The sequence below is a fragment of the Nonomuraea sp. NPDC049419 genome, from assembly GCF_040676995.1.
Classification (GTDB): Bacteria; Actinomycetota; Actinomycetes; order Streptosporangiales; family Streptosporangiaceae; genus Nonomuraea; species Nonomuraea salmonea.
Map to the genome: position 1 here is coordinate 122,108 of NZ_JBFAQB010000022.1, position 26,857 is coordinate 148,964.

Here is a 26,857-nt window from a genome sequence, read left to right on the forward strand (position 1 = left end):
CGGCATCGCGCTCCCGCAGGAAGGCGCGAGACGTCAGCCGGCGCGGAGGTCGCGAAGAGCCGTCCGGTACGCGGAGCCGGCCATCGCGAACACCTCCAGCATCATCGGCATCCGCTCGATCCCATGACGCAGCGCGAGCGCTTCGAGGTGTTTCCTGGTGGACGTGCACGCGGCCTCGTACACCTCGAGGCCCTCGGGCACCAGCTCCACGGTCACCATGCGGCGGTCGCGCTCGCCGCGCACGCGCCGCGCGTAGCCGCCCTTCTCCAGCCGGTCGATGAGCCGGGTCGTCGACGCGGACGGCAGCCCCAGCTCCTCGGTGATCGTGCCCACGGGCAGCGATCCGCGCGTCTCCAGCAGCATGATCGCGGCCACGTCGGCGGGCTGCAGGCCGAGCCGGTCGGCGAGCGCGTCGTTGTGCAGCAGGATCGCGATCACGAACTCGCGGAAGACGTCCTCTGGCTGCTGCGCGGAACCCACTTCGTCACCCTACTCCCCATCGATGTATCTTCGAAGTGAAGATTTATCGAATCGGAGAAATCATGAACGTCATCGTCATCGGTGGGGGAGTCGGCGGGCTCGCCATCGCACGCGTGTTACTGGCCGCAGGGCACCGCGTCCGCGTGTACGAGCAGGCGCCGGAACGCCGCACCGGCGGCAAGGCGCTCCTGGTGTGGAGCAACGGCAACGCCATACTCGACGACCTCGGCATCTCCCTGGCCGACGCCGGGGCCCGCATCGACAGGATCGACGCGCTCACCTCGACCGGCAGGCTGCGCACCACCATGGACCTGGCCCACGCCGCCGCCCGCTATGGCTTCCCGACCAGGGCCGTGCCGCGCCGCCACCTGCTCGACCGGCTGGCCGCCGGGCTGCCGGACGGCGTCGTCCGCCACGGCATGGCCTGCCGGGACGTGCGCCAGGACGCGGACGGCGTCACCGCCACGTTCGCCGACGGCTCCACCGCCACCGCTGACGTGCTCGTCGGCGCCGACGGGCACCACTCCGTCGTACGCCGGCACCTGTGGGGTGAGGGGACCGTGCGGCCGGCCACGTTCGGGACCTGGCAGGGGCTGAGCCCCATCGACATCGAGATCACCGACACCACCAGGCACCTCGTGATCAGCGGGCCGGAGGGCGCGTGCGGCCTCATGCCGGCGGGGGAGGGGCTGCTGCAGTGGTGGTTCGACGTGCGCTGGTCGCCCACCGGCCCGCGGCCCGCCGCGCCCCTGGCCGAGCTGCGCCGGCGGTTCGGGCACTGGCGCTCGCCGGTCTCCGACGTGCTGGCCGCCGCCGAGGAGGAGGACCTGGAGTTCTTCGGCCACCACTGGAACAAGGTGCCCGCCGTGTGGGGCGCGGGGCGGATCACGCTGGCCGGCGACGCCGCCCACACCATGCCGCCCACCCTCGGCCAGGGCGCCAACCAGACCCTGGAGGACGCCTGGGTGCTCGGGCGCGCGCTGGCCGGCGAGGGCGACCCGGCGGCGCGGCTGCGCGCGTACGAGCGGGCCCGCTACCCGCACATCTCCCTGGTCTCCCGGCTCGCCAAGCGCAACCCGGCGAACTGGCGCACCCCTCCCATGCTCGCCCGCCTGATCCCGGAGACGGTGCAGACCCGGATGCTGGCCCGCTTCAGCAACCGCCTCACCACCGCGACCGGCTGACCCACCGTCGGTTCGTCTCCTTCCGCCGGCCCGGGCAGAGCGCGCACCTCGCCCCACGAGTACAGAGGAGCGGTGGATGTGTCGAAATAGGGGCCGGACAGTGAGAAGCCACTTACTAAGTGTGTTCGACTGATGACTGTGCGTATAGCGTCCCGTGGTGTTCCAGCAAGAACGACAGAAGGAGCATCATGAGAGTCCTCAGCATGATCGCCGCCCCCGCGCTCGCCGCCGGCCTCCTGGCGGTGCCCGCCGCGACCGCGCAGGCCGCCGCGCCTGCCTGTCACGCCCACGTCTGCCTGTGGACGGGCGCCAACTACACGGGTGCCGTCTACACCTGGTGGGAGGCCAACGGCAACAGGTCATCGGCGGCACGCACGCCGACAACGTGGGCTCGTTCGTCGCCACGAGCGGAGCCTGCTTCGTCGACACGGCCGACACCGAGTGGACCTGGCGGGCCAAGCGCCTGGCGTCGCGGGGCGACTACAGCTCCAACTACCGGGGCAGGTTCGGCGGCGTGATGGACCGCATCGCGCCCGCCCGTTACTGCTGATCGACGATCCACCGGCGGCCGAGACAGCCGCCCCCGGCCGTGCCCCCCGCAGTGCCCCCGGTCAGGCGGTGTAGAGGGAGGCGACGGCAGCGAGGACGCGGTCGCGGGCGACCTGGCCGGGGGTGACGCCGGTCAGCACGTACGCGGCCAGCCCCTCGGCCAGCGCCACCAGGGAGAGCGCCGCCGCGTGCGGATCGAGCCCGGCGTCGACGCGCCCGGCCTGCTGGTCCCTGCGGACCAGGTCGGCCATCTGGCCGTGGAACTCGGCGTAAAGGACCCGCATCCGGGCCGCGATCGCCTCCTCGGCGAAGGCGAAGGCGTGGAACGACTGCCGCACCCGCATGTGGGCCTCGCTGACGGCGTCGTACGGCACCAGCTCGGTCAGCACGGTCGTGAGCACGAGACGGGGGTCGGCGGCGCCGAGGTCGGCCCCGGCCTTGTCCCTGATGCGCGCGGCCGACAGCGCGTTGCCCCGCTCGAACGCCGCCTCGATGAGCTGCCGCTTGGCGGGAAAGTAATGCTGCACCCGTCCAGGGGAGATGCCGGCCTGCGCGGCCACCTCGGTCAGCGAGACGGCGCCGAGACCGCGCTCGGCGACGATCGCGAGCACGGCATCGGCGATCTCGGCCCGCCGCTGCTCGTGATGGGCGCCAGGCCCCCGAGTGCGCCGATGTGATCGCATCGATCAGAGTCTAGCGCGGCGGGGCCGTGCTGGATCGGACGACCAGGCGGGTCGGCACCAGGTCCGTGCCCGAGGGAGTGGTGCCGCCCTCGCGGATCTGCCGCAGCACCAGCTCCACGCACCGCCGCCCCACCTCGGCGAAGTCCTGGTGCACGGTCGTCAGCGGCGGGACGAAGCAGGCCGAGTCAGGGATGTCGTCGAACCCGACCACGCTGACGTCGCCCGGCACCGCCCGCCCCCGCTCGTGCAGCGCCCGCAGCACGCCCAGCGCCATCTGGTCGTTGGCGACGAACACCGCCGTGCAGTCCGGCTCACCGGCGAGTTCGAGCCCGGCGGCGTACCCGGACTCGGCCGACCAGTCGCCGTGCAGCGGCGGCGGCACCGGCCGGCCCGCCTCCTCCAGCGCCAGCCGCCACGCCTGGGCGCGACGCTGCGCGGCGAACGACGTCTGCGGCCCGGTGACGTGCCACACCGTACGGTGACCGAGGCCGAGCAGGTGGCGTACGGCCGAGCGCGCGCCCTCGGCCTGGTCGGTGTCCACCACGCTGTAGCGGTCGCCGGCGTCGGAGTCGACGACCACCGCGTGCACGCCCGGCGGCAGCGTCACGGTGCCGGCGTCGAGCAGGTGCACCTCGATGATCACGATGACCGCGTCCACGGCCAGCTCGCCCATCCGGGTGAAGGCGCCCAGCACGTTGTCCTGGGTCGGGACGTCGATGGGGATGAGCGTGATGGCGTAGCCCTCGGCGGCGGCGTGGGTGGCGATGGCCTCGACCGTACGGCTGTTGCCGATCGTGGAGAGGTTGAACAGGATCACGCCGATGGTGTTGAACTGGCCGTAGCGCAGGGCGCGGGCGGCGCTGTTGGGCCGGTAGCCCAGCTCGCGCATCGCGGCCAGCACCTGTTCACGGGTGGAGCCGATGACGCCGGGGTGACCGTTGGCGACCCGGGAGACGGTCTGGGAGGAGACACCGGCGAGCCTCGCGACGTCGGCCATGGAGACACGCTGCCTGCGGCGCCCGCCCGGCACGCCGGAACCGCCGCGCTGCGCGCCCCCCGTGGGCCGCGCGCCGCCATCCGGCGCCTGCCGCTCCAGATCCATGCCCGTTCCGCTCCTGCCTGCCGCCTGTTTCCGTAGGCCCGTCGGTCGCCGTCCGTCACGGGCCGGGGAAATCTTTCGGCCTGGTCCCGGCCGGTGTCAACGCGCAACCGCCTCTTGACCGCAGGTGGGACGGGTGCCACGATACCGCAGCAGAAGTTAACGTAAACATCGCTCATGACGATCCAGCTCATCACTCTCCGCGACCTCTGTCCGTGGCCGATGTTCACGTGAACATGGCGGTTGAGAGGAGTGACCGGTGGTCACCGAAGACGCGCGAGGGCGCCCGCCCTCGGCGGCCCGGCACGCCCGGGGGAGCAGCAGGCGCAGGTCCTGGCTCGGCTGGCGGTTCGTGGCGCCGTTCATGACGGTGTTCGCGCTCGTCTTCCTGGCGCCGATCGGCTACTCGATCTACCTCAGCCTCTACCGCACCCAGCTCGTCGGCGGCACCGCGTTCGTCGGCCTGGACAACTACGTCAAGGCGCTGCAGGACCCGCAGTTCTGGTCGGCGTTCGGCCGGGTGTCGCTGTTCCTGGTCGTGCAGGTGCCGATCATGTTGTTCCTCGCGCTGCTGGTCGCCCTCGCGATCGACAGCGGCCGGCTCTACGGGGCGGCGTTCTTCCGCATCTCGGTGTTCCTGCCGTATGCGGTGCCCGCCGTCGTGGCGACGCTGATGTGGGGCTTCATGTACGGCACCAGGTTCGGCCTCATCGGCAACCTCAACGAGGCGTTCGGCCTGTCGCTGCCCGACCCGCTCTCGCCCGACCTCATCCTGGCCTCCATCGGCAACATCGTGACCTGGGAGTTCGTCGGGTACAACATGCTGATCCTCTACTCGGCGCTGCGCGTGGTGAACCCCTCGCTGTACGAGGCCGCCGAGATCGACGGCGCCGACCAGTTCCGCATCATCTGGTCGATCAAGCTGCCCGCCCTGCGCGGCGCGCTCGTGATCGCCACGATCTTCTCGATCATCGGCAGCTTCCAGCTGTTCAACGAGCCCAGCATCCTCAAGGCGCTCGCGCCGAACTCGATCACCACCTACTTCACGCCCAACCTGTACGCCTACTCGCTGTCCTTCGCCGGCCAGCAGTTCAACTACTCGGCGGCGGTCGCCATCATCATGGGCGTCATCACGATGATCATCGCGTACGTGGTCCAGCTCCGCGGCATGCGGAAGGCGGTCTGAGCCATGGCCGTCACCGCACACCGCCCGCTCGTCATCCGCCACCGGCGCCCGCACCGGCGGCGGCGCAGCCGCACGCTCACCGCGCTGACCACGATCATGCTGGTCTACACGCTGCTCCCGCTGGCCTGGCTGCTGATCAACGCCACCAAGACCCAGGAGCGCCTGCTGTCCTCCTTCGGGCTCTGGTTCTCCGGCGACTTCGCGCTGTTCGACAACATCGCGCGGACCTTCACTTACGACGACGGCGTCTACCTGCGCTGGCTGCTCAACACGCTCCTGTACGTGGTCGCCGGGGCGGGCGGCGCGACGATGCTGGCCACCCTGGCCGGCTACGGCCTGGCCAAGTTCGACTTCCCCGGCAGGAAGGCCGTCTTCGCGGTCGTGATCGGCGCGGTGGCGGTACCGGGCACGGCGCTGGCCGTACCGATCTTCCTGCTCTTCTCCGACCTGGGGATCACCAACACCCCGTGGGCGATCATCATCCCGTCGCTGATCTCGCCGTTCGGCCTCTACCTCATCTGGACCTACGCCAGCGACGCCGTCCCGAAGGAGATCCTGGAGTCGGCGCGGGTGGACGGCGCGGGCGAGTTCCTTACGTTCTTCCGGATCAGCCTGCCGCTGCTCGGCCCCGGCATCGTCACGGTCCTGCTCTTCAACGTGGTCGCGACCTGGAACAACTTCTTCCTGCCGCTGATCATGCTCAAGGACCCCGACTGGTATCCGCTCACCCTCGGCCTGCACAGCTGGAACCAGCAGGCCGGCACGGCGGGCGGCGAGGCCGTCTTCAACCTGGTGATCACCGGATCACTGCTCACCATCGTCCCGCTGATGGCGGCGTTCCTGCTGCTGCAGCGGTACTGGCAGTCAGGCCTCGCCACGGGGAGCGTCAAGGGCTGACCGGCGCATCGGGGCCCGAGCGACAAGCCGCGACACAACGCGTACACCAGGACAGACCATCAGAAAGGCACCGCCCATGACGATCAACCGTCGTCACGCCCTCCTGCTGGGCGCGGCACTGACCGTGTCACTCGCCGCCACCGCGTGCGGCTCGTCCGGTGGCTCGGGCGACAGCGGGGGCGCCACCGCCACCGCCGCCGCGTCGCAGGCCGTCTCCGACGCCGACCTGCAGAAGGCGCTCGACGCCGGCGGCACCCTCACCGTCTGGGCGTGGGAGCCGACGCTCAAGCAGGTCGTCGCCGACTTCCAGCAGAAGCACCCCAAGGTCAAGGTGGACCTGGTCAACGCCGGCACCGGCAACGACCAGTACACCGCGCTGCAGAACGCGATCAAGGCCGGCTCCGGCGTGCCCGACGTGGCGCAGATCGAGTACTACGCGCTGCCGCAGTTCGCGCTGTCGAAGGCGGTGAGCGACCTGAGCGCGTACGGAGCGGGCACGCTGGAGGGCACCTTCACTCCCGGCCCGTGGAACTCCGTGCACGCCGGCGGCCCCGCGGTCTACGGGCTGCCCATGGACTCGGGCCCGATGGCGCTGTTCTACAACAAGGACGTCTTCGACAAGCACGACATCGAGGTGCCCACCACCTGGGACGAGTACGTCGCCGCCGCCGAGAAGCTGCACAAGGCCGACCCGAAGGCGTACATCGGCAGCGACAGCGGCGACGCCGGCTTCACGACCAGCATGATCTGGCAGGCGGGCGGCAAGCCGTACACGGTCAACGGCACCGACGTCACCGTCAACTTCGCCGACCCCGGCACCCAGAAGTTCACCGCGACCTGGCAGAAGCTCATCGACGGCAAGCTGCTCGCCTCCGTCCCCGGCTGGACCGACGCCTGGTACAAGGGCCTGGCCGACGGCACCATCGCCACACTGGTGACCGGCGCCTGGATGCCGGCCAACTTCGAGTCGGGCGTGAAGGCCGCGTCCGGCAAGTGGCGGGTGGCGCCCATGCCGCAGTGGGAGGCCGGCGGCAAGGTCACCGCCGAGAACGGCGGCAGCTCCCTCGCGGTCCCCGAGGCCGGCGCGAACAAGACCCTCGCCTACGCCTTCGTCAAGTACGCCACCGTGGACGAGGGCGTGCAGACCAGGATCGACGGCGGCGCCTTCCCCGCCACCACCGCCCAGCTGCAGGACCCCGCGTTCAAGGACAAGGAGTTCCCCTACTTCGGCGGCCAGAAGGTCAACCAGGTGCTCGCCGAGTCGGCCGGGCAGGTCGCGCCGGGCTGGTCGTACCTGCCGTTCCAGGTCTACGCCAACAGCATCTTCAACGACACGGTCGGCAAGGCGTACACCTCCTCCATCACCCTCCAGGACGGACTGAAGGCGTGGCAGGACGCCTCCATCAAGTACGGCCAGGAGCAGGGCTTCACCGTCAAGTAGCACGACCAGCAGGACAGGAGCAGACGTTGCAGGTGGAACACGGCCGCCGGTGGGTGCGCTGGCCCTCGGAGCCGGACAGGGCCAGGCTGGCGTTCGGCGCGGACTACAACCCGGAGCAATGGCCCCGGCAGGTGTGGGACGCCGACATGCGCGCGATGCGGGCGGCCGGGGTGAACATCGTCTCCCTGGCCATCTTCTCCTGGGCGCACCTCCAGCCCGCCGCGGACACGTGGGACTTCACCTGGCTCGACGAGGTGATGGACCTCCTGCACGCCAACGGCGTCGCGGCCGACCTGGCCACGGCGACGGCCTCGCCGCCGCCGTGGCTGACGGCCGCGCACCCGGAGATCCTCCCGGTGGACCAGCAGGGCCACACCGTGTGGCCGGGCGCCCGCCAGCACTGGCGCCCCACCTCGCCGATCTTCCGCCGGTACGCGCTGAGCCTCGTCGAGGCCCTGGCCGTCCGCTACGCCGAGCACCCGGCGCTGGCCGCCTGGCACGTGTCGAACGAGCTGGGCTGCCACAACGTCTACGACTACTCCGAGGACGCCGCCACCGCCTTCCGCGACTGGCTGCGCGCCCGCTACGGCACCCTCGACGAGCTGAACCGCGCCTGGGCCACCGCGTTCTGGTCCCAGCGCTACGGCGACTGGGCGGAGATCCTGCCCCCGCGCCTGGCCGCGTCCTACCCGAACCCGACGCAGCAGCTCGACTTCAAGCGCTTCTCCTCCGACGCGCTCAAGGACCATCTGCGCGCCGAACGCGACCTGCTGCGCCGCCTGAGCCCCGGCGTCCCGATCACCACCAACTTCATGGTGATGGGGGAGACCAAGGGGATGAACTACGCCGACTGGGCGGGCGAGGTCGACTTCGTCTCCAACGACCACTACGTGCTGACCGGGCCGCAGGCCCAGGACGAGCTGTCGTTCTCGGCCAACCTCACCGGCTCGCTGGCCGGCGGCCGGCCCTGGTTCCTCATGGAGCACTCCACCAGCGCCGTCAACTGGCAGCCGGTCAACCTCGCCAAGCGGCCCGGCGGGATGGCCCGCGACTCGCTCACCCACGTCGCCTACGGCGCCGACGCCATCTGCTTCTTCCAGTGGCGGCAGTCGGCCGGCGGGGCCGAGAAGTACCACTCGGCGATGGTGCCGCACGCGGGCGAGGACAGCGACGTGTTCAGGTCGGTGACCGACCTCGGCGCCACGCTGGCCGCCCTCGCCCCCGTCGCCGGCAGCCACCGCTCGCCCGCCCGCGCCGCGATCCTGTTCGACTGGGAGTCGTGGTGGGCGTCCGAGCTCGACTCCCACCCCACCTCGCTGCTGCGCTACCGGCAGGAGGCGCTCGACTGGTACTCGGCGTTCCTGGCGGCGGGCGTGCGGGCCGACGTGGTGCCGGTCGCCGCCGACTTCTCCGGCTACGACCTCGTGGTGGCGCCCGTCCTGCACATGGTGCCCGCCGCGCTGGCCGGGCGGCTGGAGTCGTACGTGGCGGGTGGCGGGCACCTCGTCACCACGTACTTCTCCGGCATCGTGGACGAGGACGACCGCGTCTGGCTCGGCGGCTACCCCGGCGCGCTCCGGGACCTCCTGGGCATCCGCATCCAGGAGTTCGGCCCCCTGCTGGACGGCGACACCGTGGACCTCGACCTCGGCGTCACCGGCACCCTGTGGACCGACCGCATCGACCTGGCTGGGGCCGCGGTGCTGGCGTCGTACAAGACGGGCGACCACGCCGGCAGACCCGCGATCACCCGCCACCGCGTGGGCCCGGGAACGGCGGCCTACGTCTCAACGCGCCTCGGCCCGAACGGACTCGCCGCACTGCTCCCCGGCCTCCTGGAAACCGCCGGCATCACCTCAGAACTGCCTGCCGAGCTACGCGGCCAGGTGGAGCTGGCGGTCCGCACCGACGGGACGCACTCCTACTGGTTCCTCATCAACCGAGGAGACCGCCAGGTGGACGTGTCAGCGGTCCCCGGCGACCCCCTGAACGCCCCGTCACTGGCCCCCGACGCGACCCTGGCGCCGGGCCAGGTCCGCATCCTGCTGCGCCGCTAGCGTGTTGCCGCCGGCCTGGAACTGCGCGAAAAGACCGGCCAGCCTGCCGGCACGGCCCATCCGATCGACGAGGACGCCGTGAAGGCACGCGCCGCCCTCGATCGAGCTGTGAAGGCACGCGCCGCCCTCGATCGAGCTCGGCGGAAGAGACGGGCGGCGGAACGGCCCCGAATAGATTACCGCCCGAATCGCTCGACGGGAATGTGCGAAAAAGCCCCTGATGGTTCTCGAAACGGTTATGGGCGGCACTTATAGTCCGGCGTCGATCGAGAAATAGTGAAAAGCTGCCATTTATCTTGTCAAAGTTGCCTGGTGCGCAGAAAGTGAGGGATGACCAGGAGAAACCACGACCGATGGAGGAACGGTGAACCGACCCGTCAGCGGGCTCCGGCGCGTCCGGCCGACGATCCGGCGCGCGTTATCCGTGGCTCTGGCAATGGTCACTCTGGCATTTGTCGCCGTACCGTCGGCCGCCGCGCTGACGCTGCCCGCGCCGAAGGAATTCGTGTCGTACCTCGACCTCGAATGCTTCAAGACCGACCCGTACCAGCCGCCGGCCATCGAACTGACGCTGCGGCACCTCAACCCGGTCCTCGACGGCCTGCCGATCGAGCAGGTCACCCTGGGCGCGCGTGAACAGCTGTGCGTGCCGGTCGCCAAGAACAACGTCATGCCGCCGTCCGGGGCCCTGGACTTCATCAGATTCGTCGACCTGGCCTGCTACCGGGTCGTCACCCCCGCGACCGGCAAGGCGCTGGTGCTCAGCCATCTCAACCCGGTGCTGCAGGACCTGCCCCGTACGGAGGTCGTGCTGAGCAGAGCGCAGCAGTTGTGCGTCCCGGTGGCGAAGAACGGCGTCGTCCCGCCAGGGGAGGTTCTGCGACTGGTCCAGCACATCGACCTGCTGTGCTACGGAATCACCCCGAACGCCCCGATGAACCGGGCACTCAACCTCAGGCAGCTGAACCCGGTGCTGACCGACCAGATCCCCCCGGCGACGGTGCGGGTGACCGACGCCCGCCAGCTGTGCGTGCCGATGCTGAAGCGCGGAGACGACATTCCGCCGGAGGTGCTGGAGGTCGTGCGCTGGGTGGACCTGGAGAAGTTCGACACGGTCGCTCCAGCGATCGCACCGGTGACGCTGAGCCTCCGCCACCTGAACCCGGTACTGGGATCACTGCCGCCGGAGCGCGCGACCCTCACCGGCGCCGTACAGCTGGGCGTGCCAGTGGCGAAGAACGGCCAGTATCCGCCGGGCTGAGCGTGCCGCCCGTGGGGTGCGTCCGGCCGGGCCTGCGGTGCCGGACGCACCCCACCGGCCGATGGAAAGACCCTGAAGATCTCGGCGGGTGGGCCGGCCTCAGCCGGCTCACCCTCTTGCAGGGCGTGGCCGGAGGGATAGCGCCCCCGACAGGAGACGAACTGCGGCACCCGCTGTAGGAGGGCGGTGGCCGCCTAGCTGGCTTCGGTGCTCTGACCTGTGAAAACGCCTTGTTCAACCCCATCTTCTCTAAAGATCATCCCGCACATGTTCCCCGCGCCTGCCGAGAGCAGCCACCGCCTGTCCGGGCACGGCGTTCCTCACCCAACACCCGGGGGCGGATCGCCAAGACTCGCGCTGCGTCACCACCGGACCGGCGCCGACCGGTGCCCAGGTGCGTCCCTTCGGCGGCCTCAGCGGCCGGGATGCCGGGCGGGGTTCAGAGTTGGGAGCAGCCGCCGTCGACGGAGAGTTCGGCACCGGTGGTGAAGGTGGCTTCGAAGGCGAGGAAGATGACCGCCTTGGCGACTTCGGATGGGGTGCCCATGCGGAGCATGGGGTTGTCGGCGGCCATCTGTGCCTTGGTCTGGTCGGCGGCCTCCTTGGGCATCGGCTTCTCCACGTTGCCGCTGTCGATCGGGCCGGGACTGACCGCGTTGACGCGGATGCCGTTGGGCAGGAGTTCGGGGCCGGGCTGCGGGTCATGGAGCGCAGGGCGGCCTTGGTGGCGGCGCAGGCGCTGAGCGTGGGCAGGCCGAGGACGTTGGGGACCGAGGTGGTGCGCGTGACGCCGCCGCCCTCGGTCATCAGCGGGGCGAGCTTCTGCACGGTGAAGCACGGTCCCTTGGCGTTGATGGCCGTCAACTCGTCGAACAGATCTTGGCTGCGGCAAGCTTCGATCAGCGGTCGATGGCGGCCATGTTGTCCGCGTCGTAGCGTTCGCCGGCGGCCGGGGGCAGGGCGTTCAGGCGGGCGACGTGGCCGGCGGTGAGCTTGATGTGGTCGGCGGCGGCGTTCTCCTCCAGCCGGGCGGCTCGCTTGGTGCCGGGGATGGGCGCGATGTCGTCGCCCTGGGCGAGCAGCCAGGCCAAGGCGACCTGTGCGGGCGTGGCCTCGATCTCGGCGGCCACGGCCCGGACCTCGTCGACGATGCGCAGGTTGCGTTCCAGGTTGCCGTCGGCGAAGCGGTGGTTGGTGCGGCGCCAGTCGTCGGTGTCGAGATCGTTCAGGGAGCGGATGCCGCCGGTCAGGAAACCGCGGCCGAGCGGGGAGTACGGTACGAAGCCGATGCCCAGTTCGCGCAGGACGGGCAGGATTTCGGCCTCGGGGTCGCGGGTCCACAGGGAGTATTCGGATTGGACCGCGGTGACCGGATGCACGGCGTGGGCGCGGCGGATCGTGGCGGGGCCGGCCTCCGACAGGCCGATGTGGCGGATCTTGCCTTCGGCGACCAGTTCGGCCAGCGCGCCGACGGTCTCTTCGATGGGCGTGCCGGGGTCCACCCGGTGCTGGTAGTAGAGGTCGATGGAGTCGGTACGCAGGCGCTTGAGTGAGCCCTCCACGGCCAGGCGGATGGTGGCCGGCGTGCTGTCGGGAGCCGTGCCACCGGTGTGGGAGATCAGTCCGAACTTGGTCGCCAGCACGACCTTGTCCCGGCGCCCCTGTACGGCCCGGCCGACCAGCTCCTCGTTGATGAAGGGGCCGTACGCCTCGGCGGTGTCGATATGGGTGACCCCGAGGTCCAGAGCCCGGTGGATCGTACGGATCGACTCGCCGTCGAACTGGCCGGCTCCGGTGTAGAACGCCGACATTCCCATGGCTCCGAGGCCGATGCGGGAGACTTCGAGGCCGCCGAGCGAAACGGTTTTCATGGCGTGGACTTTCCTTCCCAGCAGTTAAGTACCGATCGGTTCAGAACTCTAGCGCACATCAAGACCGAACGGTACTTAACTACCGTCCCCGATGAAACCACTGGTCGGCGGAGATCTGTACCGACAGGTACGCTTATGGCATGGGTGACTCCAGCAGGGCCGTCATGGGCCGGCCTCGAGAATTCGACGTCGACCAGGCGCTGGAACGCGCGATGCGGGTGTTCTGGGCGCGAGGGTATGAAGGCGCAAGCCTCGCCGAGCTGACCCGCGCCATGGGGATCACCAAGACGAGCATGTACGCGGCCTACGGCAACAAGGAGCAGTTGTTCCGCAAGGCCCTCCAGCGCTACGGCGCGGGGCCGGCCGCCTATGTCACGCGCGCCCTGGGGGAGCCCACCGCACGGGCCGTGGCCGTGGCGTTTCTGCGCGGGGCGGTCTGCACCACGGCCTCGTCCGACGGCCCCTCCGGGTGCCTGGCCGTGCAGGGTGCGCTGGCGTCGAGCGACGAGAGCCGGGCCGTCCACGACCTGCTCGTCGACTGGCGCAACGACGCGGGCGTCCGCCTTGAGGAGCGCTTCCGGCGTGCCGTCGACGAGGGTGATCTTCCCCGTGACGCCGACCCTCGGCGGCTTGCCCGGTTCATCATGACGGTGGGTTTCGGCATCGCCGTGCAGGCCGCCAACGGCCTCGGTCCTGCTGAACTCGATGAGATCGTCGACGCGGCGATGCTCGGCTGGCCCGCCTAGCGGCCGCACCCCTTCGCTGGACGAGTGGTGACGGTACGGCGAAAACTTCGGTACCGTCTGGAACAGAAGTGGTGGAGCAGCGGTTCCTCACCCTGCCGACGTACCGCGACGAAAGCGTCGAGAGCCGTCGCGAAACACCGAGCCCGGCCCCCGCCCCAGGGGGCTGAAGAAGGAGATCATGTCCGACACCGACCTGCGCGCGTTCTACCTGCGCTACATCGGGGCGCTCAACGCACACGAGATCTCCCGCACGGACGAGTTCATCAACGACGAGACCACGAAATCGTCGAGTACGCCATCTACCAGGTCCGTGACGGGCGGTTCGTGCAGATGACGGCCCTGCACGACGCCGAGACCCTGAGGCGGCAGCTCGGTGCCTGACCCCCGTAAGCCGATCGGCGTCGGCATCGTCGGCCTGAGCGCCACCGGAGGCTGGGCGGCCGGGGCTCACCTGCCCGCGCTGAGAGCCGTCGACGGGATCGAGCTTCGCGCGCTGGCGGCGAGCTCCGAAGCCTCCGCCCAGGCCGCGGGGGCGGCGTATGGCGTACCCGCGTACACGTCGGTCGAGCAGCTCGCCGGCGACGCGAACGTCGACCTCGTCGTCGTCGCCGTCAAAGTGCCCCGGCATCGCGAACTCGTGCTGCCCGTGCTGAAGGCGGGAGTGCCGGTGCTCTGCGAGTGGCCGCTCGCCGTCGACCTGCACGAGGCCGAGGAGATGGAGCGTGCCGCCGGCACGACGCGCACCTTCGTCGGTCTCCAGGGACGCTCCTCGCCCACCTTCCGCCGGCTGGCCGACCTCGTGTCCGAAGGAATCGTGGGGGACGTGCTCTCCGCCACCGTCGTGGCGTCTTCGACCGAATGGGGCACTCCGGTGTCCCCGGACATGGTTTACACGCTCGACCGCAAGCTCGGGGCCACGATGCTGACCATCGCGTTCGGACATGCGATCGACCTGGTGTCGATGGTCGTCGGCGAGCTTCAGGACGTGGTCGCCACGACCGCGACCCGGCGCCGCCAGGTTCCCCTGGGGCGAACCGGCCAGGTCGTCCCGATGACCGCCGAGGACCAGATCGCGATCTCGGGCACCGTGGCGGGCGGGGCGATCCTGTCCGCCCACCACCGTGGCGGCGCCGCATCGGGTGCAGGTTTCTCACTGATCATCGACGGCACGGAGGGGAGACTCAAGATCACCGGCGCCGAGTTCCCGCACATCGGTCCGGTCACGGTACGTGTCGCACGCAGCGGCGGCCGGCCTACGACGGTCACGCCGCCCAGCGGCTACGACGACTACCCCGCCCTGGCCGGCACCGTGATCCACAACCTGGCGCACGCCTACGCCGCGATTCGGGACGACCTCGCCCACGGAACGACTGTCGCCCCAGACTTCACCCACGCCGTCGAGCGCCACCGGCTTCTGGACGCGATCGCACGCTCCGCCACCACAGGCCAACGCCGAACCCTCCACTCTTTCAACAAGTAGAAGAGCCCCTAGTAGAAGGGTTGTCACGCAACCGCCTGGCGCCACATCCGCGAGGCCTAACCGGCGATCGTCAGGCCGGTCAGCCACTCCACATGGTCGACGTACGCTGACGGAAGCCCGTACAGCAAGGTCGCCGTCTCCGGGTCGTGGATCACGGGCAGTGCGGCCACCGCGTCCGCGGCCAGGCCCCGGCAGTAAGCGATGGTGTCGGCCGTCATGCGGCTCTCCCGCACTTCGCGCAGCACCTCCGCGACCTGCTCGTCGGTCATGCCCGGGCCCAGCCCGCCTAGGTCGATCCCCGACATGAGCAGCGGCAGGCTGTAGACGCCCTGCCGCAAGTCGTTCCCGGCCGGCTTGCCGAGCTGCGCGCTGGTGGCGGTCAGGTCGAGCAGGTCGTCCAGCACCTGGAAGATCAGCCCGAACTTCTCCCCATACGTCGCCATCCGCGCCCTGTCCTCGGCCGGCGCGTGCGCGCACACCGCCGCGACCAGGCAGCTCGCCCGGAAGAGCGCGGCGGTCTTGCCGGTGATCGACCGCAACGCGCTTTCCCGGGTACGGCCGGCATCGAACAGGCCGACCGTCTCCAGGTACTGCCCCTCGGACAGCTCCACCACCGCCGCCGCCAGCACCTCCGCCACCGGCCTGGACAGGTTCACGATCGCCGCCAGCCCGGCCCTGGCCAGCATGAAGTCCCCGATCACCAGCGCCTTGCCGTCCCCCAGCTCGGCGTTGAGCGTCCTGGCGCCGCGCCGCTCGCTCGCGCGGTCTATGAGGTCGTCGTGCACGAGCGAGCCCGCGTGGATGAGCTCGATGCACGCGGCGGCCGTGATCACCCGGCGGTCGGGAGTCTTGCCGAGGGCTAGGGAGGCGGCCAGCGTCATGGCGGGCCGCAGCCGCTTGCCGCCGGCCGCGACGACATGCCCGGCGCCCGCGTTGATGGCGGGCAGCGCGGAGGAGCCGCTCAGCCGCCGGATCCTGGCTTCGACCTTGGTCAGCCCGGCGGCGATGGCCGGGCTGCGGAGGAGTTGATCCATACGCTCCAGCTTGCGTCGCGGTGGCTGTGTGACACCTGAGAGACCCTGAGGAGCCTCTCAGTACGGCCTTCTCGGCGCGTTGTCAGTGCGCAGTGATGCCTGGTGTGAGCGAGGACCTTATGTCGTCGTCTGCGGGAAACGCCGGCGACTGGGCGATCAAGGCAAGTCGCCGTCCAGGAAGCGGCTGGAGCCGGCCAGATGAAAACGCTCCTCCACGAGGAGCTGAGGAGTGGCTTATACAGTTCTGGCCGTCGCAAGGCTTGGACTCCAGGCTCACTAAAGCCCCTCGTAGAACAGAGTAGTCGCCGAGTATCCGAAAGAACCTCGAAACCCTGCCCAGGACTCGCATGTGATGCTCCAGCCTGTTGATCGCAGCCCTGGACGAGAGTCAACTGCGACAGCGCTTTGTGGAAGCGTTGTGGTGCGCGGAGATGCTCCGCCTGGCCGACGCCGGCCTGGTCAAAGCCCACGACGGATGGCGGGTCGCCGACCGCCGGTGCCTGCCCGAAAGCTCAATGGACCTCATTACGGCATCCAGCACCAATCTCCAGGAGGCGGCGCGCACCGAACTGACGACGGGCATAGTGAAACCAGCAGAGCCTCACGCGAGGGCCGAGCTGCATTACCAGCCACCTGCTCAGTAAGCGCTGAGCCGGCGGGCGTTCCAGGACGCCCGCCGGCTCCACACGATGGAGGCCGCGGGATGAGGGAAGACGACTTCACCTATTACGAGGGGCTCGTCTCTGAGGGGTTCTCGTTCTCCGATCCGACCTGTCTGACCTGGTGCGAGGTATCGGGGCTGGACGACGTGGCGCGGGCTTTCGGTGCCGACCTCGCCGCGGCCGAGTCGATGAGCTTCGAGGACGCCCAGCTCGAGCAGTACAACGCGGACATTCCCGGCCTCCTGCCCATTCTGGTGGCCGGGACGATCGGTGACTGGATGCTGGTCGTCGAACCGAACGGGTGCCAGGGCGCACGGCCCGAAGTGCTGAAGGCGTTGTCGGCCCGGGGCGGGTGGTGAACGTGCTGCTCGACGGGGGCCGATACGACCGGCTCAGCTACGCCGCCGCCGGGCGGTTGCCGGCCGTCCGGCTGACGTCCTCCTCGTCCGGCTCCGGCCGGCTTCCGGGTGACGCCGACGCGGTCATCGACGCGGTCGGCACCGATGATGTCATCGGGCTCCAAGTCGCCACGCTTCTGGCGGCGGAGCACATCACCGGTGCCCGCCTCACGGAGGAGTGGCTGCTGGACGGCGGTCTCACGCGCCTGCTCGTCGAAAATCCGCTGCCCGCCGACATCGTTCCCGATCAGTTACGCGACCACCGAGTCCTGGACCGGCCCGACGTACGGGCCATCCTCGATGATCTGTCGCCTGGCAAGGTGGCTTCCATCCGCTATCTCATGACGGAGGCGGTGGTGCAGGGTTCGCAGCTGTCGCACCCGACAGTGGATGAGGTGCTGGAGTTCCTGCGCGGCGACGACGACGCCACCCGGCGGTGGGAGGTTCGCCGCCGGGTCGCCCTGTTGCGCGAGGAGGTCTCACGTGAACCCGGCCCGGACTGGACGCCGCGCCGTGCGGCCGTGAAGGTGCTGCTGGACGCGCTGGGAGACGACCTCGCCGCATCCGCGGACGCGGTCGCGGGCCGCGCCTACATGGGACATCTCACCGACGATCAGAAAGCCGTCGTCGTCATCATGAAGCGGTGCCTGCAGCGCATCAGCCGCACAGCATCCTGAACGCGCATCAAAGCCGGTGACCAGCGGCAGGGCTTGCCATCGACGCGATGTGTTTTCGGCCACTCGTCCGGTCGTCCAGGGCGTAGGCCGGCGGTCGATGCGGCGACTCTGCCACGGCTGGTGCGACCCGACCCCCGTAAAATGCCCGTGCAGGAGAACGCGGCGCTGAGGCGTGACAGGCGGGCGGACCCTCTACCTCTTCGCATGCGTGCTTCATGTAAGTGCTGTGCCTGGAGGGGTCGACTATCGCACCAGCTCATAATTCTGACATGCGCATAAGTACATTAGATGACATATCGGTCATTTCGTCCAATCTGGCCACCCTCTGTGCACATGACCCCCGGTCCTGAAACAATCACCTCTGTGTCCGATCTCTTTCTTGGCCTGGCGACAGCGGTTGTGAAAGCTGCATATGGGTTGTGGACGAAGGACTCCGACTTCACCAAAGAAGTCGGATCCTCTATCATCGACGCAGTCCGCACCAAGATCGCCGGCGGACTTGAGCAGCGCAAGGCGCAGCGATTCTTCGAGGACCTTGAAGTTCCGGTAGCCCGAAAGCTCAGCGATCTTCGTAAATATGAATTCAACAGCTTGCCAGACAACGAATGGCAGGCCGCTGTAATCGCAGCCGGGGAAACCTTCAATAAATCTGCTCTCACGAGCGAAACTTTATTCAGCCGAGACTTGGATCCCCTCTACCTTGAGAGATGGCTACGTGCAGGGCTACCGAAAGCAACACGTGATCTATCTTATGATGCGACGTCTTTTTATGACCGTCTGCTCAGCGAGAGCTGCATCTACGCCATTCAGATCGCAGATAGATTGCCAAGCTTCCATGTAGGCGCATACAGCGAGATCCTCCAGCGTAGTCGCGCGATTCTTGACGGCATCGAGGAGCTGCTGGACCGAATCCCACAACGGGAGGCAGGTGAATCCTTCGAGGCGAAGTTCAGTACGGCTTACCGGCGTCATCTCGCAACCAAACTGGATCGACTCGAAGTCTACGGGCTGAACTTCGGCGCTATTTCATATCCGCTGAGTGTGGCCTATGTGAGTCTGAGTGTCACGGGACGCGGGTCAAACGTGGGGCGCTTGGCTCTTCAGGATCGTTTGGCGGAAAGTCCTAGAAGTTTACTAATCGCCCGTGCGGGCGCCGGAAAGACTACTGTTCTGCAATGGCTAGCAGTTCGCGCGGCTCGTGGAGATTTTTCCGGGCGGCTTGCGCACCTCAACGGGTGCACGCCCTTCTTCATTCGGCTTCGCGAATACGTGGGAAAGCAGTTGCCGAATCCCGAAGGTTTCATCGGCGGGATAGCGCCACTACTTTCTTCTGCAATGCCCACCAACTGGGCGCGGAGCTTGCTTGAGGATGGCCGAGCGCTGATGCTGATCGACGGGGTCGATGAACTCCCGGAAGCCCAGCGCGAGGAGCTGACCCAGTGGCTGAGAGACCTATTTGACCTCTTCCCGCGGGCCCTATGTGTTATCACTACTCGCCCCCATGCGATTGGTGAAGGCTGGCTGGCGGATTTGAATTTCGAGCCAACCCTGTTGGAAGCCATGCCACCTACTCTGGTTCGGAAATTCGTGCGCCAGTGGCATGCTGCCATGCGTGAGGAGGTCGCCGACTCGGACAGTCGTAGCCAGCTCGACAAGTTCGAACGAGGGCTGCTCGTGGCAGTAGAGAATGACAGGCATCTTCGTGCGCTGGCAGACACACCGCTACTTGCTGGCTTGCTGTGCGCGCTGAACTATCACATGCGGTCTCAGCTGCCGCGACGTCGGACAGAGATCTATGAAAAGGCCCTCGCGATGTTCGACGACCGGGACCGGAAACGTCATATCATGACGCAGCAGATCACCTTGGAATTCGCCGTCAAGAAGAATATTCTTGCGGATCTTGCCTTATGGCTTATAAGAAATGGAGAGTCGGAAGCCGACTTCGACAGCGCGATAGGTCAGGTGCGTAAGTCTTTACGGCAGCTGCCCGGGAACGCTGAAGGAGCTCCGAGAGTCTTTCGAAATCTCCTAGAACGCAGCGGAGTGCTTCGCGAACCGGCCAGTGGGCGAATAGACTTCGTGCACCGCACGTTCCAGGAGTTCCTAGCCGCGTACGCAGCCGTGAACGACAACATGATAGGAGAGCTGGTCCGAAATGCCGGGGATGACCAGTGGCGTGAAGTGACCGTTCTGGCTACCGGTCAAGCAACAGCCCGACAGTGCGATGAGCTGCTCCGGGGCTTGCTCAAGCGAGGCGGGCACGGGCGCCAGAAATATAAACGACGGCTCCTTGCCGTCGCCTGCTTGCAAGAGATTCCTCGCATAGACCCCAGTCTGCGTGCTGAAGTAGAGGCGGTTATCCCGAAGCTCCTGCCGCCCCAGAGCATCGAGCAGGCGGAGCTATTGAGTGCGGTCGGTGAGCGGCTCATCACCCTACTGAATCAGCATCCTCCGAAGCAGGCGGATGAAGCGGCCGCCACGGTGCGTGCGGCAAGCTTGATCGGAGGCCGAAGCGCCCTGGAGTTGATCAGCAGGATCGCAGGCAGGTACGGAACGGATAACTCTGTCATGCCCGAGATACTCCGCGCCTGGCAATATTTCGACGCCGAGGAGTACAGCAGTCAGATACGGCCGAGGATAGACACGGAGCAGCTTTCGATCTCAGACCCGACAGTTCTGCCGTCGTTGCCCAACTTCCCATCGCTCAGAAGGTTGATTATAGAGGAGGTTGATCCGGATCTCGAGCTCAGCCCAATACCAGATATTCGCAATCTGAAGTCCCTAACGCTACTGTGCGAGGAGAGGCTATTCCCAAACCTAAATCCCCTTAAACGATGCCCTTCGCTGGAGGAGTTGCGGCTGCTCGATATTTCTAATGCGGACTTGACCGGCTTGCCGAGGGGGCCGGATAATCTGCACTCGCTCATCATTCGGAGAGCCCTGCATCTGAGATCACTTGCGGGCATACAGAGCTTATTGAACCTTGAATCACTAAGTCTTTATACCTGTCCTGGCCTCGATGACCTGGACGCTTTAGGCGCCTTGCCCGCCCTTTCCAGCGTGTCCTTCAACGAGATGTCCGATCCTGACCTTTCGTGGATCGCGAACAGCGATAGTATAGGAACGCTGCGGTTGATGTCGTGTGGCAATGTCGACTGTAGTCCTCTTGCCGACTCTACCAACCGCATCTGCGTCTATTATGATCAGGATACTGTTCTGCTGCAGGTAAACCGGCTGCCCTCGCCCATCACTTTTTTGAGAGTTGGCTGAGGAACTGCGGTGAGGAAGGATGGCGGATAAAGGTAGGGAAGACCTTCGGTACCTACACCAAGAGTGGAAGATTGTTACTTATGCCGATTGGCCAGGAACAGATCAACCGGTCTCGACCAGAGTTCGAATCCTTCGTCAAACGCCCGTTCCCGGAGCTGCCCCAAGGCACAGAGTTCAGTGATCTGGTGACACAGTTGCTGATTCTGGATCCCCGTGTCGGGGCGATGGCAACCGCTGCGGTCAATTGCCGGATAGAGGTCGCCGATCTGCGAAAGCTGGATGAGACGATAGATCGACTGGCTCAGATCAAAGCCGAACTGGCGCGCACTCCGGCACGTGCTTCGGAGGATGTTTGTGCTGTCGCAGGACTGGTCGACTATATTGACGGCCTCCTCGAAGTCGGGCGGCTGCTGGGACGGGCGATAGTTCCATAAGGGCCGGAAACCCCAGTGAAGGCGTACATGTTCGTGAGGCCGAGGACACGTTCACGCGGGTTTTTCGCTTCCCTTCGTAATCGTTTCTGGGCGGGATTTGTTCGCGGCCGATTCGACTTTGTCGGCGCTCTTCATGGCGGTATGTACAGCGCAATCGCAATGAGCAGACAGACAAGGGGCGCGCTTGTCCATGACGCTCGGCTCAGCTCAACGACAGTCGGAGAGCACTGCTCGGACAAAGCTCGACGTCCGGGGCTGCGCCGACTGTCGCGTCGATCAACCGCTACAGTGCCTGCCTACGTCTTTGCGAATCAGCGTCGGCTCGGGCGACCTTGTTATCGATCGCCGAAATCTATCAGGGAGCTGGTCTGGTCGGGCTGGGTCGGTCCAGTCGGTGTCTTACGAATTCAGGATGGGCTTCGCCGACTTCGATGCAGTTTTCATCGAGAGCGTTGGCGATGTGGAACCGACCAGTATCGAAGACGAACTCCATGGCGAGGGTGCCGTCCGCCAGGTCATGACGTGATGATGTCCGCCACTCGAGCAGGGCGACCTCGTGGAGTTCCTGGCCGATAAACGGTTCGAGCCGCTCGTCGGTGCCGGACCACACCGGTGTCTGCTTGATGTACTCCCAGCCGCTGATCGCGGCCGTCGTGTCGATGGTGTTCCAACCGATCGACAGCTCGTCGAGCTTCCAGTGGCAGATCTCCGCCTGGACGCCGTCGAAGTCCAGGACGACGGGGCAGTCGGCGAACCAGTCCCCGTCCTCGGCGAAACGTACGAGTGCGAACCCGTCAGACGCCTGCCTGCAAGCGCGGCCAGAGCCGGTCCGTGTGCCTCGCGAACGGCTTCGAGTCCGACGAGGAAGGCCGGTTCGTAGCCGCAGATCCCCATCACGATAGGCGATTGTCCAGGTTTATCGCGGAACCGGCTAGCCCATACTCTCCGCCAGGCCATAGGGCCCCTGGTTATTGGCATCCAGGAGGATGATCCGGTTGACGTGCCCTTCAGCTGGCCCAGAGCTGAAGGGGCGAGTCGGGTGCCGGGGCGGCGTCGGTCGCGTCCGAGATGCGGTGTAAAAGTGAACGAGCGTAGGTTGCCGTGCTGAACCGACCAAAGTTCACACAACGCAAGGACCTACGCTCGTGGCACGCACACTACCGCCCGTTCAGGCCATCCGCGCCGAGATCGACGCCCTGTTCGCCGACGGCCGTGACCTGGTCGAGGTCATCGAGGACGTCGCCCGTCTCGGCGCTCGCCTGATCATCCAGACCGCCGTCGAAGCCGAGGTGGACGCCTTCCTCGGCCGCGCCCGCTACCAGCGCACCGCCACCGCCACCACCAGCGACGAGGAGGCCCCGGTACGGCCGGGCTACCGCAACGGGCACTGCCCGACCACCGTCAAGACCACCAGCGGGCCGATCACCATCGCCCGCCCCAAACTGCGTGGCACCACCGAGAAGTTCGCCTCCCGCCTGTTCGGCGCCGGCGTCACCCGCACCCACGCGCTGCAGACCCTCGTCATCGCCTCCTTCGTGCGCGGCCTGTCCGTCCGTGACGTCGAAGGCGCCCTAGCCGACGCGCTCGGCCCCGAGGCAGTCCTGTCCAAGTCCACGGTCTCGACCATCTGCCAGGCCATCGTGGCCGAGTACGACGCCTGGTGCCGCCGCGACCTTGCCGGGGTGGAGATGGACTACCTGTTGGCCGCCTGTGGCAGCTCAGCACGTGGGACATGCCACCTGACCCCGACCCCGAACGCTACCGCGTCGAGTCCAGAACAGGCCGCACCCGACTAACCGTCACCGCGCCCACAGGCGAGACCGGTCCCATCTGGACCTGGGGCTCCGAGGAACGCCACATCGCCACCGCGATCGAGGACATCGTCGACAGGGCCCAGACGGACTTGATCCTTGCGACGTTCAGTGTGGCCAATATGACGTACCAGATCGGAAAGCATCCACCCCAGCCCCATCTACTGTTCGATCCGGTACGCCGCGCGGTGGAGCGCGGCGTACGCGTACGCATGTTCATGCGGGGCCGCAACAACATGGATGCGGCCAGAGCCGAGGCCGCGACCTTCGCCGAGGCTGGCGTCGAAATAGTCCCCGACAGGCTGAACCACGCCAAGGCCGCAATCGCGGACGGCAGGCACGGCGCCCTGTTCTCCGCGAACTTCCTGACCGATCTGGGCCTCACCGGTGGCATAGAGATGGGCATGAGACTCGACGGCACCGCCGCGCTCACGGAGGCTGTGCGCTATTACGAGCACGCTATGGACCAGGCGAACATGACATTCGTCCGCGACCCGAGCCTCGGCGAGCTGGCGGGCACGTTGTACGCGGAGGCACTCACGCCCTGGCCGCTGCCGAACTCGCTGGAGGTGATGGCCGACGATCACACCTGGCGGCGGCTCAAGGAGCAGCAGGGAGTGGTCCTCTACGAGAGATCCGGCGCCTCCACCGTCACGCTGCACAGCGGGAGTGACAGGTGGCAGCTCGACACCGCGAATGGTTGGTGGTGGCTGGAGCAGGACAGCCTGTCAGGAAAGAGCCGTAAGACTTCTGAGATCTTCGAGGCTTGGCTCACCCGGGAGAGAACCCCTGAGGGTGTGCAACGAGGTCTGTGCCCGGCCGTGCTCGTCCGCATGCCGCTATGACGCGCACTCGATCATCACGGCGCGATTGTCGGCAGGCATTCCGTATGCCGCCGGCACGAGCCGCCGATCGTCGTGGAAGGCTAGGTACGTCCACACGCCCGCGGCCAGTGGCACCAGTGCTCCTGCCTCGCACGGCGACACCTCACCGGTCTGCGGATGCCACGGCACCAGGGCGATGTCCGTGATGGCGGCGGACAGACCGGGCCAGGCCAGGCGGAGGTATCGTTTCGGTGGTCCGGGAGGGAGCAGACTGTCGATCGCCCGGCGAAACGCCTCTGCGACAGGCCTATCGGGGACGGCCACCCGTTCACCACCCGAGACCGCCAGCAGGTGCGCCAGTGCCACCGCGACCGAGGCCTTCCACTGCGGGTTCCAGTAACCACGCTGGTCAACGGGTGGCGTGCTCAGTAGTTCCTCCCAGTCCATCACTCGCTGGACGGGTCCGGCGACGGCGACGGGGCGTACGGCGCCCGGCTCTGGCCACACCACCTGCCAGAACCCCGCAGTCGTCGACACGGGTTGCCACCGGACGGCCGCACTTCGCGCACGTGAGGTCGCGGCCGTACTGGCCGTCCCAAGCCGCAACGCAGCCGCCCAGCCGCTCCGGGATGAAGACGGTTCCGCGGCCGTCGCCCGGCGCGATCCCGATCCTGTCCGTCGGGCCCGTGATGCAGTACGTCAGTAGCCGGATGCCCTGCTCTACCGGCTCGGGCTGCAATGGTCGCTAAGGCCGGCCGTCTCCGGGCCTACGGCGTGTGTTCCTGGCTCCAGAAGCCCGGGAAGCAGGTCATGGCCGTACTTCTGGCTGGAGTGGTCGGGAAGCGCCACTCGCGTGGTTATCACCGCACCGCATCCTGCACAGGCGAAAGCTACTAAGCAGCCTCTCTCTGCGGAACGATGCGATCATGGTGGCATAAATCTCGCCTTAGAGTTCAGGGTTATGAACGCGGATGATCCCGATCGGCAATGGCGTCTGTACGAAGGGGGTGACGCCGGACATCGTGGACCGCTTGATCGAGCACGGACACCTCGACACGGTCGTGGCGACTGCCCGCTCGGGCGATTGGTTCTCCGCCGCTGGCGCGGTGAAGGAACTGGCTGCCAGGCAGGACTGGCAGTCCGCCTGGGGGATCGTCGCACCGTTTGCCGAGACCGGCTGGTGGTACGCCGTCAAGGCGGCCGCTGATCTGCTGGAGCGGCAAGAGCGCGTGGACGAAGCCGTTGGGCTGGTACTGGCACAGGCCGAAGGTGGTGAGCGTCTCGCCCGGGACGCGCTGGCGAGGTTGCTGGCCCGGCATGGGCGGGTGGATGAGGCGATCGAGGTGTTGCGTCCTCACCTGGAGGACTGGTTCCTGATCGAGGCGCTGGCGAAGGCTACTGAGGGACACGGTCGCGACGAGGAGGTGGCCGCGTTGCTGCGACCGGCGGTCGAGGACAAGATGCGCGCCGGTGAACCGTGGAACGCTGTGATGGTGATGGGCCGGGTGCTGGAACGGCAAGGACGGGTGGACGAGGCTCTCGACCTGCTGCGACGTAGCAATGAGGCTGATGAGTACACTTTCGCGAACGAGGTCGAAGAGTTCACCGCGATGCTGGCCCGCCATGATCGGCTGGAGGAGCTTCGCGAGCTCGCCGCCGGACCCGACGGCGGCTATGCCGCTTGTTCTCTGGCCGACCGGCTGGCACAGCTGGGGAGGATCGATGAGGGCATCGCGATCCTGCGCGGCACACCCGGCAAGTGGCTGTCGAAGGTCGTGCATGATCTGGTGCGTCTACTCGTGGACAGCGGCCGGGTGGACGAGATCGTCGCGGCGGCTCGTCCGGAGATGGAGGGCCGGGACTGCGGGTGTCTGCTGACGGAAGTGGTGGACATCTTGGTCGCCAACGGCCGCGTCGATGAGGCCCTCGATCTGATCGTCGAGATGGCCCGGGGCCATGAGAATGATGAGGATCTGCAGGACTTCTTAGGCCATCAGCGGTTGATGCTGCCGGCCGAAGCCGGACGTATCGACGAGGCGATCGCCGAGGCGTCGGCCTTTGCTGAAGATCCATTCGGGTTCCGCGCCGATTCGCTCGCCCGGTTGCTGGAGAAGGCAGGGCGTCTCGATGAAGCGATCGCCGTCCTCTTGGAGTCCGGCCGCAGCCCTTCGTACGTGGCCGGGCTGCTGATCGAGCAGGGCCGCGTGGAGGAGGCCCTCGCCATCTTCCCCCGACCGAGCTCCACTCCCGCCATCGTGCCCAGTGCCACAGAGGAACGCTATGACGAACCTCCGTTCTAACCCCTGAACTCTATTGCGGCCCTTGAACGCCTGGCTTGGCTTCAGGCAACGCCAGGAAAATCAGCTTCCCATGATCGGGTCTATGCGATGTGCTGCGGATGGGCGGCTTTCCCTCGGTTTCTCCTCCGGTTGGTGAGATTATCGTCACGTGCTGGGCTGGGGCCGCCGGGACTGGCGTGGGCGCAGTCTGGGCCCGGCGGGACGCGACATGGGGGCGTGAGGGACGTACAGGTCGCTCTGTCAAATGGGCCTGATGAGTGCTCTCCGCCATGCCCCGTCGACCTCGCGGCTGGTGCAGCGGCCGGGGTGAGGCTGGCCACGCAGTCGACGAAGGCAAGGGGGGTCTTGGGCGGGGTTGCTCGGTCAGTTCGCTGGCGTACCCACGCTACTGGCCGACGTCCTTGCGAATCAGCGCCGGCCCGGTACTACATCCGTAGATCGCGTGGTAACGGGTCGCCTCGTCGGCGGTAGTGGCTGATCAGAGCACGGGTTTGGTGCGTTTGCCGGAATCTG

The 26,857-nt window shown here is 67.3% G+C and carries 26 protein-coding genes and 2 pseudogenes; 19 read left to right on the forward strand and 9 right to left on the reverse strand.

All coding sequences use genetic code 11. From position 1 onward, the window contains the following. Positions 1-33: 33 nt before the first annotated feature. The gene (locus AB0K12_RS40850; RefSeq protein ID WP_364573289.1) at positions 34-480 is read right to left on the reverse strand and encodes a MarR family transcriptional regulator; all 447 of its coding nucleotides are present in this window, start codon (positions 478-480) and stop codon (positions 34-36) included. Positions 481-542: 62 nt separating this feature from the next. Here AB0K12_RS40850 and AB0K12_RS40855 point away from each other — a divergent pair, with 62 nt between their 5' ends. From AB0K12_RS40855 to AB0K12_RS40865, 3 genes and pseudogenes are all read left to right on the forward strand, one after another. Continuing rightward, complete coding sequence (locus AB0K12_RS40855; RefSeq protein ID WP_364573291.1) at positions 543-1,664, forward strand: NAD(P)/FAD-dependent oxidoreductase; 1,122 nt, start codon at positions 543-545, stop codon at positions 1,662-1,664. Between the two features lie 203 nt (positions 1,665-1,867). After that, a pseudogene (locus tag AB0K12_RS40860) lies at positions 1,868-1,987 on the forward strand (hypothetical protein); the annotation flags it as partial. A 14-nt stretch (positions 1,988-2,001) separates the two neighbouring features. Further along, entirely contained in the window at positions 2,002-2,214 is a 213-nt protein-coding gene (locus AB0K12_RS40865; RefSeq protein ID WP_364573342.1) for a hypothetical protein, read from the forward strand. Positions 2,215-2,275: 61 nt separating this feature from the next. Here the strand turns inward: AB0K12_RS40865 and AB0K12_RS40870 are convergent, their stop codons facing one another. Both AB0K12_RS40870 and AB0K12_RS40875 read right to left on the reverse strand, forming a co-directional pair. Beyond that, positions 2,276-2,896, reverse strand: coding sequence for a TetR/AcrR family transcriptional regulator (locus AB0K12_RS40870; protein ID WP_364573293.1), 621 nt, complete (start codon positions 2,894-2,896; stop codon positions 2,276-2,278). Between the two features lie 10 nt (positions 2,897-2,906). Continuing rightward, entirely contained in the window at positions 2,907-3,998 is a 1,092-nt protein-coding gene (locus AB0K12_RS40875; protein ID WP_364573295.1) for a LacI family DNA-binding transcriptional regulator, read from the reverse strand. A 256-nt stretch (positions 3,999-4,254) separates the two neighbouring features. On the opposite strand from AB0K12_RS40875, the gene AB0K12_RS40880 reads away from it, so the two are divergent. The 5 genes from AB0K12_RS40880 (at position 4,255) to AB0K12_RS40900 (ending at position 10,837) form a co-directional block, all read left to right on the forward strand. Continuing rightward, positions 4,255-5,181 carry a sugar ABC transporter permease gene (locus tag AB0K12_RS40880; RefSeq protein WP_364573297.1) on the forward strand — a complete coding sequence of 309 codons (927 nt, stop codon included), beginning with the start codon at positions 4,255-4,257 and terminating at the stop codon, positions 5,179-5,181. Between the two features lie 3 nt (positions 5,182-5,184). Beyond that, positions 5,185-6,078 (forward strand): carbohydrate ABC transporter permease, encoded by an 894-nt coding sequence (locus AB0K12_RS40885; RefSeq protein ID WP_364573299.1) that lies wholly within the window; start codon positions 5,185-5,187, stop codon positions 6,076-6,078. Between the two features lie 76 nt (positions 6,079-6,154). After that, complete coding sequence (locus AB0K12_RS40890; protein ID WP_364573301.1) at positions 6,155-7,519, forward strand: sugar ABC transporter substrate-binding protein; 1,365 nt, start codon at positions 6,155-6,157, stop codon at positions 7,517-7,519. 32 nt (positions 7,520-7,551) lie between these two features. Then, positions 7,552-9,576: a beta-galactosidase gene (locus AB0K12_RS40895; protein WP_364573338.1), complete on the forward strand. Its 2,025-nt coding sequence runs from the start codon at positions 7,552-7,554 to the stop codon at positions 9,574-9,576. Between the two features lie 436 nt (positions 9,577-10,012). Further along, positions 10,013-10,837: a hypothetical protein gene (locus AB0K12_RS40900; protein ID WP_364573303.1), complete on the forward strand. Its 825-nt coding sequence runs from the start codon at positions 10,013-10,015 to the stop codon at positions 10,835-10,837. 439 nt (positions 10,838-11,276) lie between these two features. On the opposite strand, the gene AB0K12_RS40905 is transcribed toward AB0K12_RS40900, so the two are convergent. From AB0K12_RS40905 to AB0K12_RS40915, 3 genes and pseudogenes are all read right to left on the reverse strand, one after another. After that, entirely contained in the window at positions 11,277-11,573 is a 297-nt protein-coding gene (locus AB0K12_RS40905; protein ID WP_364573340.1) for an SDR family oxidoreductase, read from the reverse strand. Between the two features lie 11 nt (positions 11,574-11,584). Beyond that, positions 11,585-11,665 (reverse strand): annotated as a pseudogene (locus AB0K12_RS40910) (short-chain dehydrogenase); the annotation flags it as partial. 71 nt (positions 11,666-11,736) lie between these two features. Further along, the gene (locus AB0K12_RS40915) at positions 11,737-12,708 is read right to left on the reverse strand and encodes an aldo/keto reductase (protein WP_364573305.1); all 972 of its coding nucleotides are present in this window, start codon (positions 12,706-12,708) and stop codon (positions 11,737-11,739) included. Between the two features lie 140 nt (positions 12,709-12,848). Here AB0K12_RS40915 and AB0K12_RS40920 point away from each other — a divergent pair, with 140 nt between their 5' ends. The 3 genes from AB0K12_RS40920 to AB0K12_RS40930 all read left to right on the forward strand — a co-directional run bounded on the left by AB0K12_RS40920 (position 12,849) and on the right by AB0K12_RS40930 (position 14,934). Next, the gene (locus AB0K12_RS40920) at positions 12,849-13,454 is read left to right on the forward strand and encodes a TetR/AcrR family transcriptional regulator (RefSeq protein ID WP_364573307.1); all 606 of its coding nucleotides are present in this window, start codon (positions 12,849-12,851) and stop codon (positions 13,452-13,454) included. A 178-nt stretch (positions 13,455-13,632) separates the two neighbouring features. Continuing rightward, complete coding sequence (locus AB0K12_RS40925; RefSeq protein WP_364573309.1) at positions 13,633-13,788, forward strand: hypothetical protein; 156 nt, start codon at positions 13,633-13,635, stop codon at positions 13,786-13,788. Positions 13,789-13,827: 39 nt separating this feature from the next. Next, positions 13,828-14,934 (forward strand): Gfo/Idh/MocA family oxidoreductase, encoded by a 1,107-nt coding sequence (locus AB0K12_RS40930; RefSeq protein WP_364573311.1) that lies wholly within the window; start codon positions 13,828-13,830, stop codon positions 14,932-14,934. Positions 14,935-14,990: 56 nt separating this feature from the next. Here AB0K12_RS40930 and AB0K12_RS40935 read toward each other — a convergent pair whose 3' ends face one another. Then, positions 14,991-15,968, reverse strand: coding sequence for a polyprenyl synthetase family protein (locus AB0K12_RS40935; protein ID WP_364573313.1), 978 nt, complete (start codon positions 15,966-15,968; stop codon positions 14,991-14,993). 365 nt (positions 15,969-16,333) lie between these two features. Here AB0K12_RS40935 and AB0K12_RS40940 point away from each other — a divergent pair, with 365 nt between their 5' ends. From AB0K12_RS40940 to AB0K12_RS40960, 5 genes are all read left to right on the forward strand, one after another. Next, positions 16,334-16,612, forward strand: a complete 279-nt coding sequence (locus AB0K12_RS40940) for a hypothetical protein (protein ID WP_364573315.1) — start codon at positions 16,334-16,336, stop codon at positions 16,610-16,612. A 59-nt stretch (positions 16,613-16,671) separates the two neighbouring features. Continuing rightward, positions 16,672-16,989: a DUF6461 domain-containing protein gene (locus AB0K12_RS40945; protein ID WP_364573317.1), complete on the forward strand. Its 318-nt coding sequence runs from the start codon at positions 16,672-16,674 to the stop codon at positions 16,987-16,989. Next, positions 16,986-17,705 (forward strand): hypothetical protein, encoded by a 720-nt coding sequence (locus tag AB0K12_RS40950; RefSeq protein ID WP_364573319.1) that lies wholly within the window; start codon positions 16,986-16,988, stop codon positions 17,703-17,705. The genes AB0K12_RS40945 and AB0K12_RS40950 overlap by 4 nt, the downstream gene beginning before the upstream one ends. 363 nt (positions 17,706-18,068) lie before the next feature. Beyond that, positions 18,069-20,975: an NACHT domain-containing protein gene (locus tag AB0K12_RS40955; protein ID WP_364573321.1), complete on the forward strand. Its 2,907-nt coding sequence runs from the start codon at positions 18,069-18,071 to the stop codon at positions 20,973-20,975. An 80-nt stretch (positions 20,976-21,055) separates the two neighbouring features. Further along, a complete protein-coding gene (locus AB0K12_RS40960; RefSeq protein ID WP_364573323.1) occupies positions 21,056-21,409 on the forward strand; it encodes a hypothetical protein in 354 nt (117 codons plus the stop codon). A gap of 355 nt (positions 21,410-21,764) precedes the next feature. Here the strand turns inward: AB0K12_RS40960 and AB0K12_RS40965 are convergent, their stop codons facing one another. Further along, the gene (locus tag AB0K12_RS40965; RefSeq protein WP_364573325.1) at positions 21,765-22,019 is read right to left on the reverse strand and encodes a hypothetical protein; all 255 of its coding nucleotides are present in this window, start codon (positions 22,017-22,019) and stop codon (positions 21,765-21,767) included. Between the two features lie 535 nt (positions 22,020-22,554). On the opposite strand from AB0K12_RS40965, the gene AB0K12_RS40970 reads away from it, so the two are divergent. Together AB0K12_RS40970 and AB0K12_RS40975 are read left to right on the forward strand one after the other, a co-directional pair. After that, entirely contained in the window at positions 22,555-23,205 is a 651-nt protein-coding gene (locus AB0K12_RS40970) for a transposase (RefSeq protein ID WP_364573327.1), read from the forward strand. Next, positions 23,142-24,065 carry a phospholipase D-like domain-containing protein gene (locus AB0K12_RS40975; protein ID WP_364573329.1) on the forward strand — a complete coding sequence of 308 codons (924 nt, stop codon included), beginning with the start codon at positions 23,142-23,144 and terminating at the stop codon, positions 24,063-24,065. Before AB0K12_RS40970 ends, AB0K12_RS40975 begins: the two co-directional genes overlap by 64 nt. Here AB0K12_RS40975 and AB0K12_RS40980 read toward each other — a convergent pair. Continuing rightward, entirely contained in the window at positions 24,060-24,491 is a 432-nt protein-coding gene (locus tag AB0K12_RS40980) for a hypothetical protein (protein ID WP_364573331.1), read from the reverse strand. The two genes, AB0K12_RS40975 and AB0K12_RS40980, sit on opposite strands and share 6 nt — an antisense overlap. Before the next feature lie 524 nt (positions 24,492-25,015). Between AB0K12_RS40980 and AB0K12_RS40985 the strand changes: the two genes are divergently transcribed. Then, on the forward strand, positions 25,016-26,344 hold the full coding sequence (locus AB0K12_RS40985; RefSeq protein ID WP_364573333.1) for a hypothetical protein: 1,329 nt from the start codon (positions 25,016-25,018) through the stop codon (positions 26,342-26,344). The last annotated feature ends 513 nt before the right edge of the window (positions 26,345-26,857 follow it).

Coding starts and splice junctions, on each gene's coding strand:
- AB0K12_RS40985 (WP_364573333.1), top strand. CDS start 25,016: ATGATCCCGATCGGCAATGGCGTCTGTACGAAGGGGGTGACGCCGGAC.
- AB0K12_RS40925 (WP_364573309.1), top strand. CDS start 13,633: ATGTCCGACACCGACCTGCGCGCGTTCTACCTGCGCTACATCGGGGCG.
- AB0K12_RS40975 (WP_364573329.1), top strand. CDS start 23,142: ATGCCACCTGACCCCGACCCCGAACGCTACCGCGTCGAGTCCAGAACA.
- AB0K12_RS40960 (WP_364573323.1), top strand. CDS start 21,056: ATGCCGATTGGCCAGGAACAGATCAACCGGTCTCGACCAGAGTTCGAA.
- AB0K12_RS40935 (WP_364573313.1), bottom strand. CDS start 15,968: ATGGATCAACTCCTCCGCAGCCCGGCCATCGCCGCCGGGCTGACCAAG.
- AB0K12_RS40900 (WP_364573303.1), top strand. CDS start 10,013: ATGGTCACTCTGGCATTTGTCGCCGTACCGTCGGCCGCCGCGCTGACG.
- AB0K12_RS40980 (WP_364573331.1), bottom strand. CDS start 24,491: ATGGACTGGGAGGAACTACTGAGCACGCCACCCGTTGACCAGCGTGGT.
- AB0K12_RS40915 (WP_364573305.1), bottom strand. CDS start 12,708: ATGAAAACCGTTTCGCTCGGCGGCCTCGAAGTCTCCCGCATCGGCCTC.
- AB0K12_RS40890 (WP_364573301.1), top strand. CDS start 6,155: ATGACGATCAACCGTCGTCACGCCCTCCTGCTGGGCGCGGCACTGACC.
- AB0K12_RS40870 (WP_364573293.1), bottom strand. CDS start 2,896: ATGCGATCACATCGGCGCACTCGGGGGCCTGGCGCCCATCACGAGCAG.
- AB0K12_RS40945 (WP_364573317.1), top strand. CDS start 16,672: ATGAGGGAAGACGACTTCACCTATTACGAGGGGCTCGTCTCTGAGGGG.
- AB0K12_RS40875 (WP_364573295.1), bottom strand. CDS start 3,998: ATGGATCTGGAGCGGCAGGCGCCGGATGGCGGCGCGCGGCCCACGGGG.
- AB0K12_RS40920 (WP_364573307.1), top strand. CDS start 12,849: ATGGGTGACTCCAGCAGGGCCGTCATGGGCCGGCCTCGAGAATTCGAC.
- AB0K12_RS40855 (WP_364573291.1), top strand. CDS start 543: ATGAACGTCATCGTCATCGGTGGGGGAGTCGGCGGGCTCGCCATCGCA.
- AB0K12_RS40885 (WP_364573299.1), top strand. CDS start 5,185: ATGGCCGTCACCGCACACCGCCCGCTCGTCATCCGCCACCGGCGCCCG.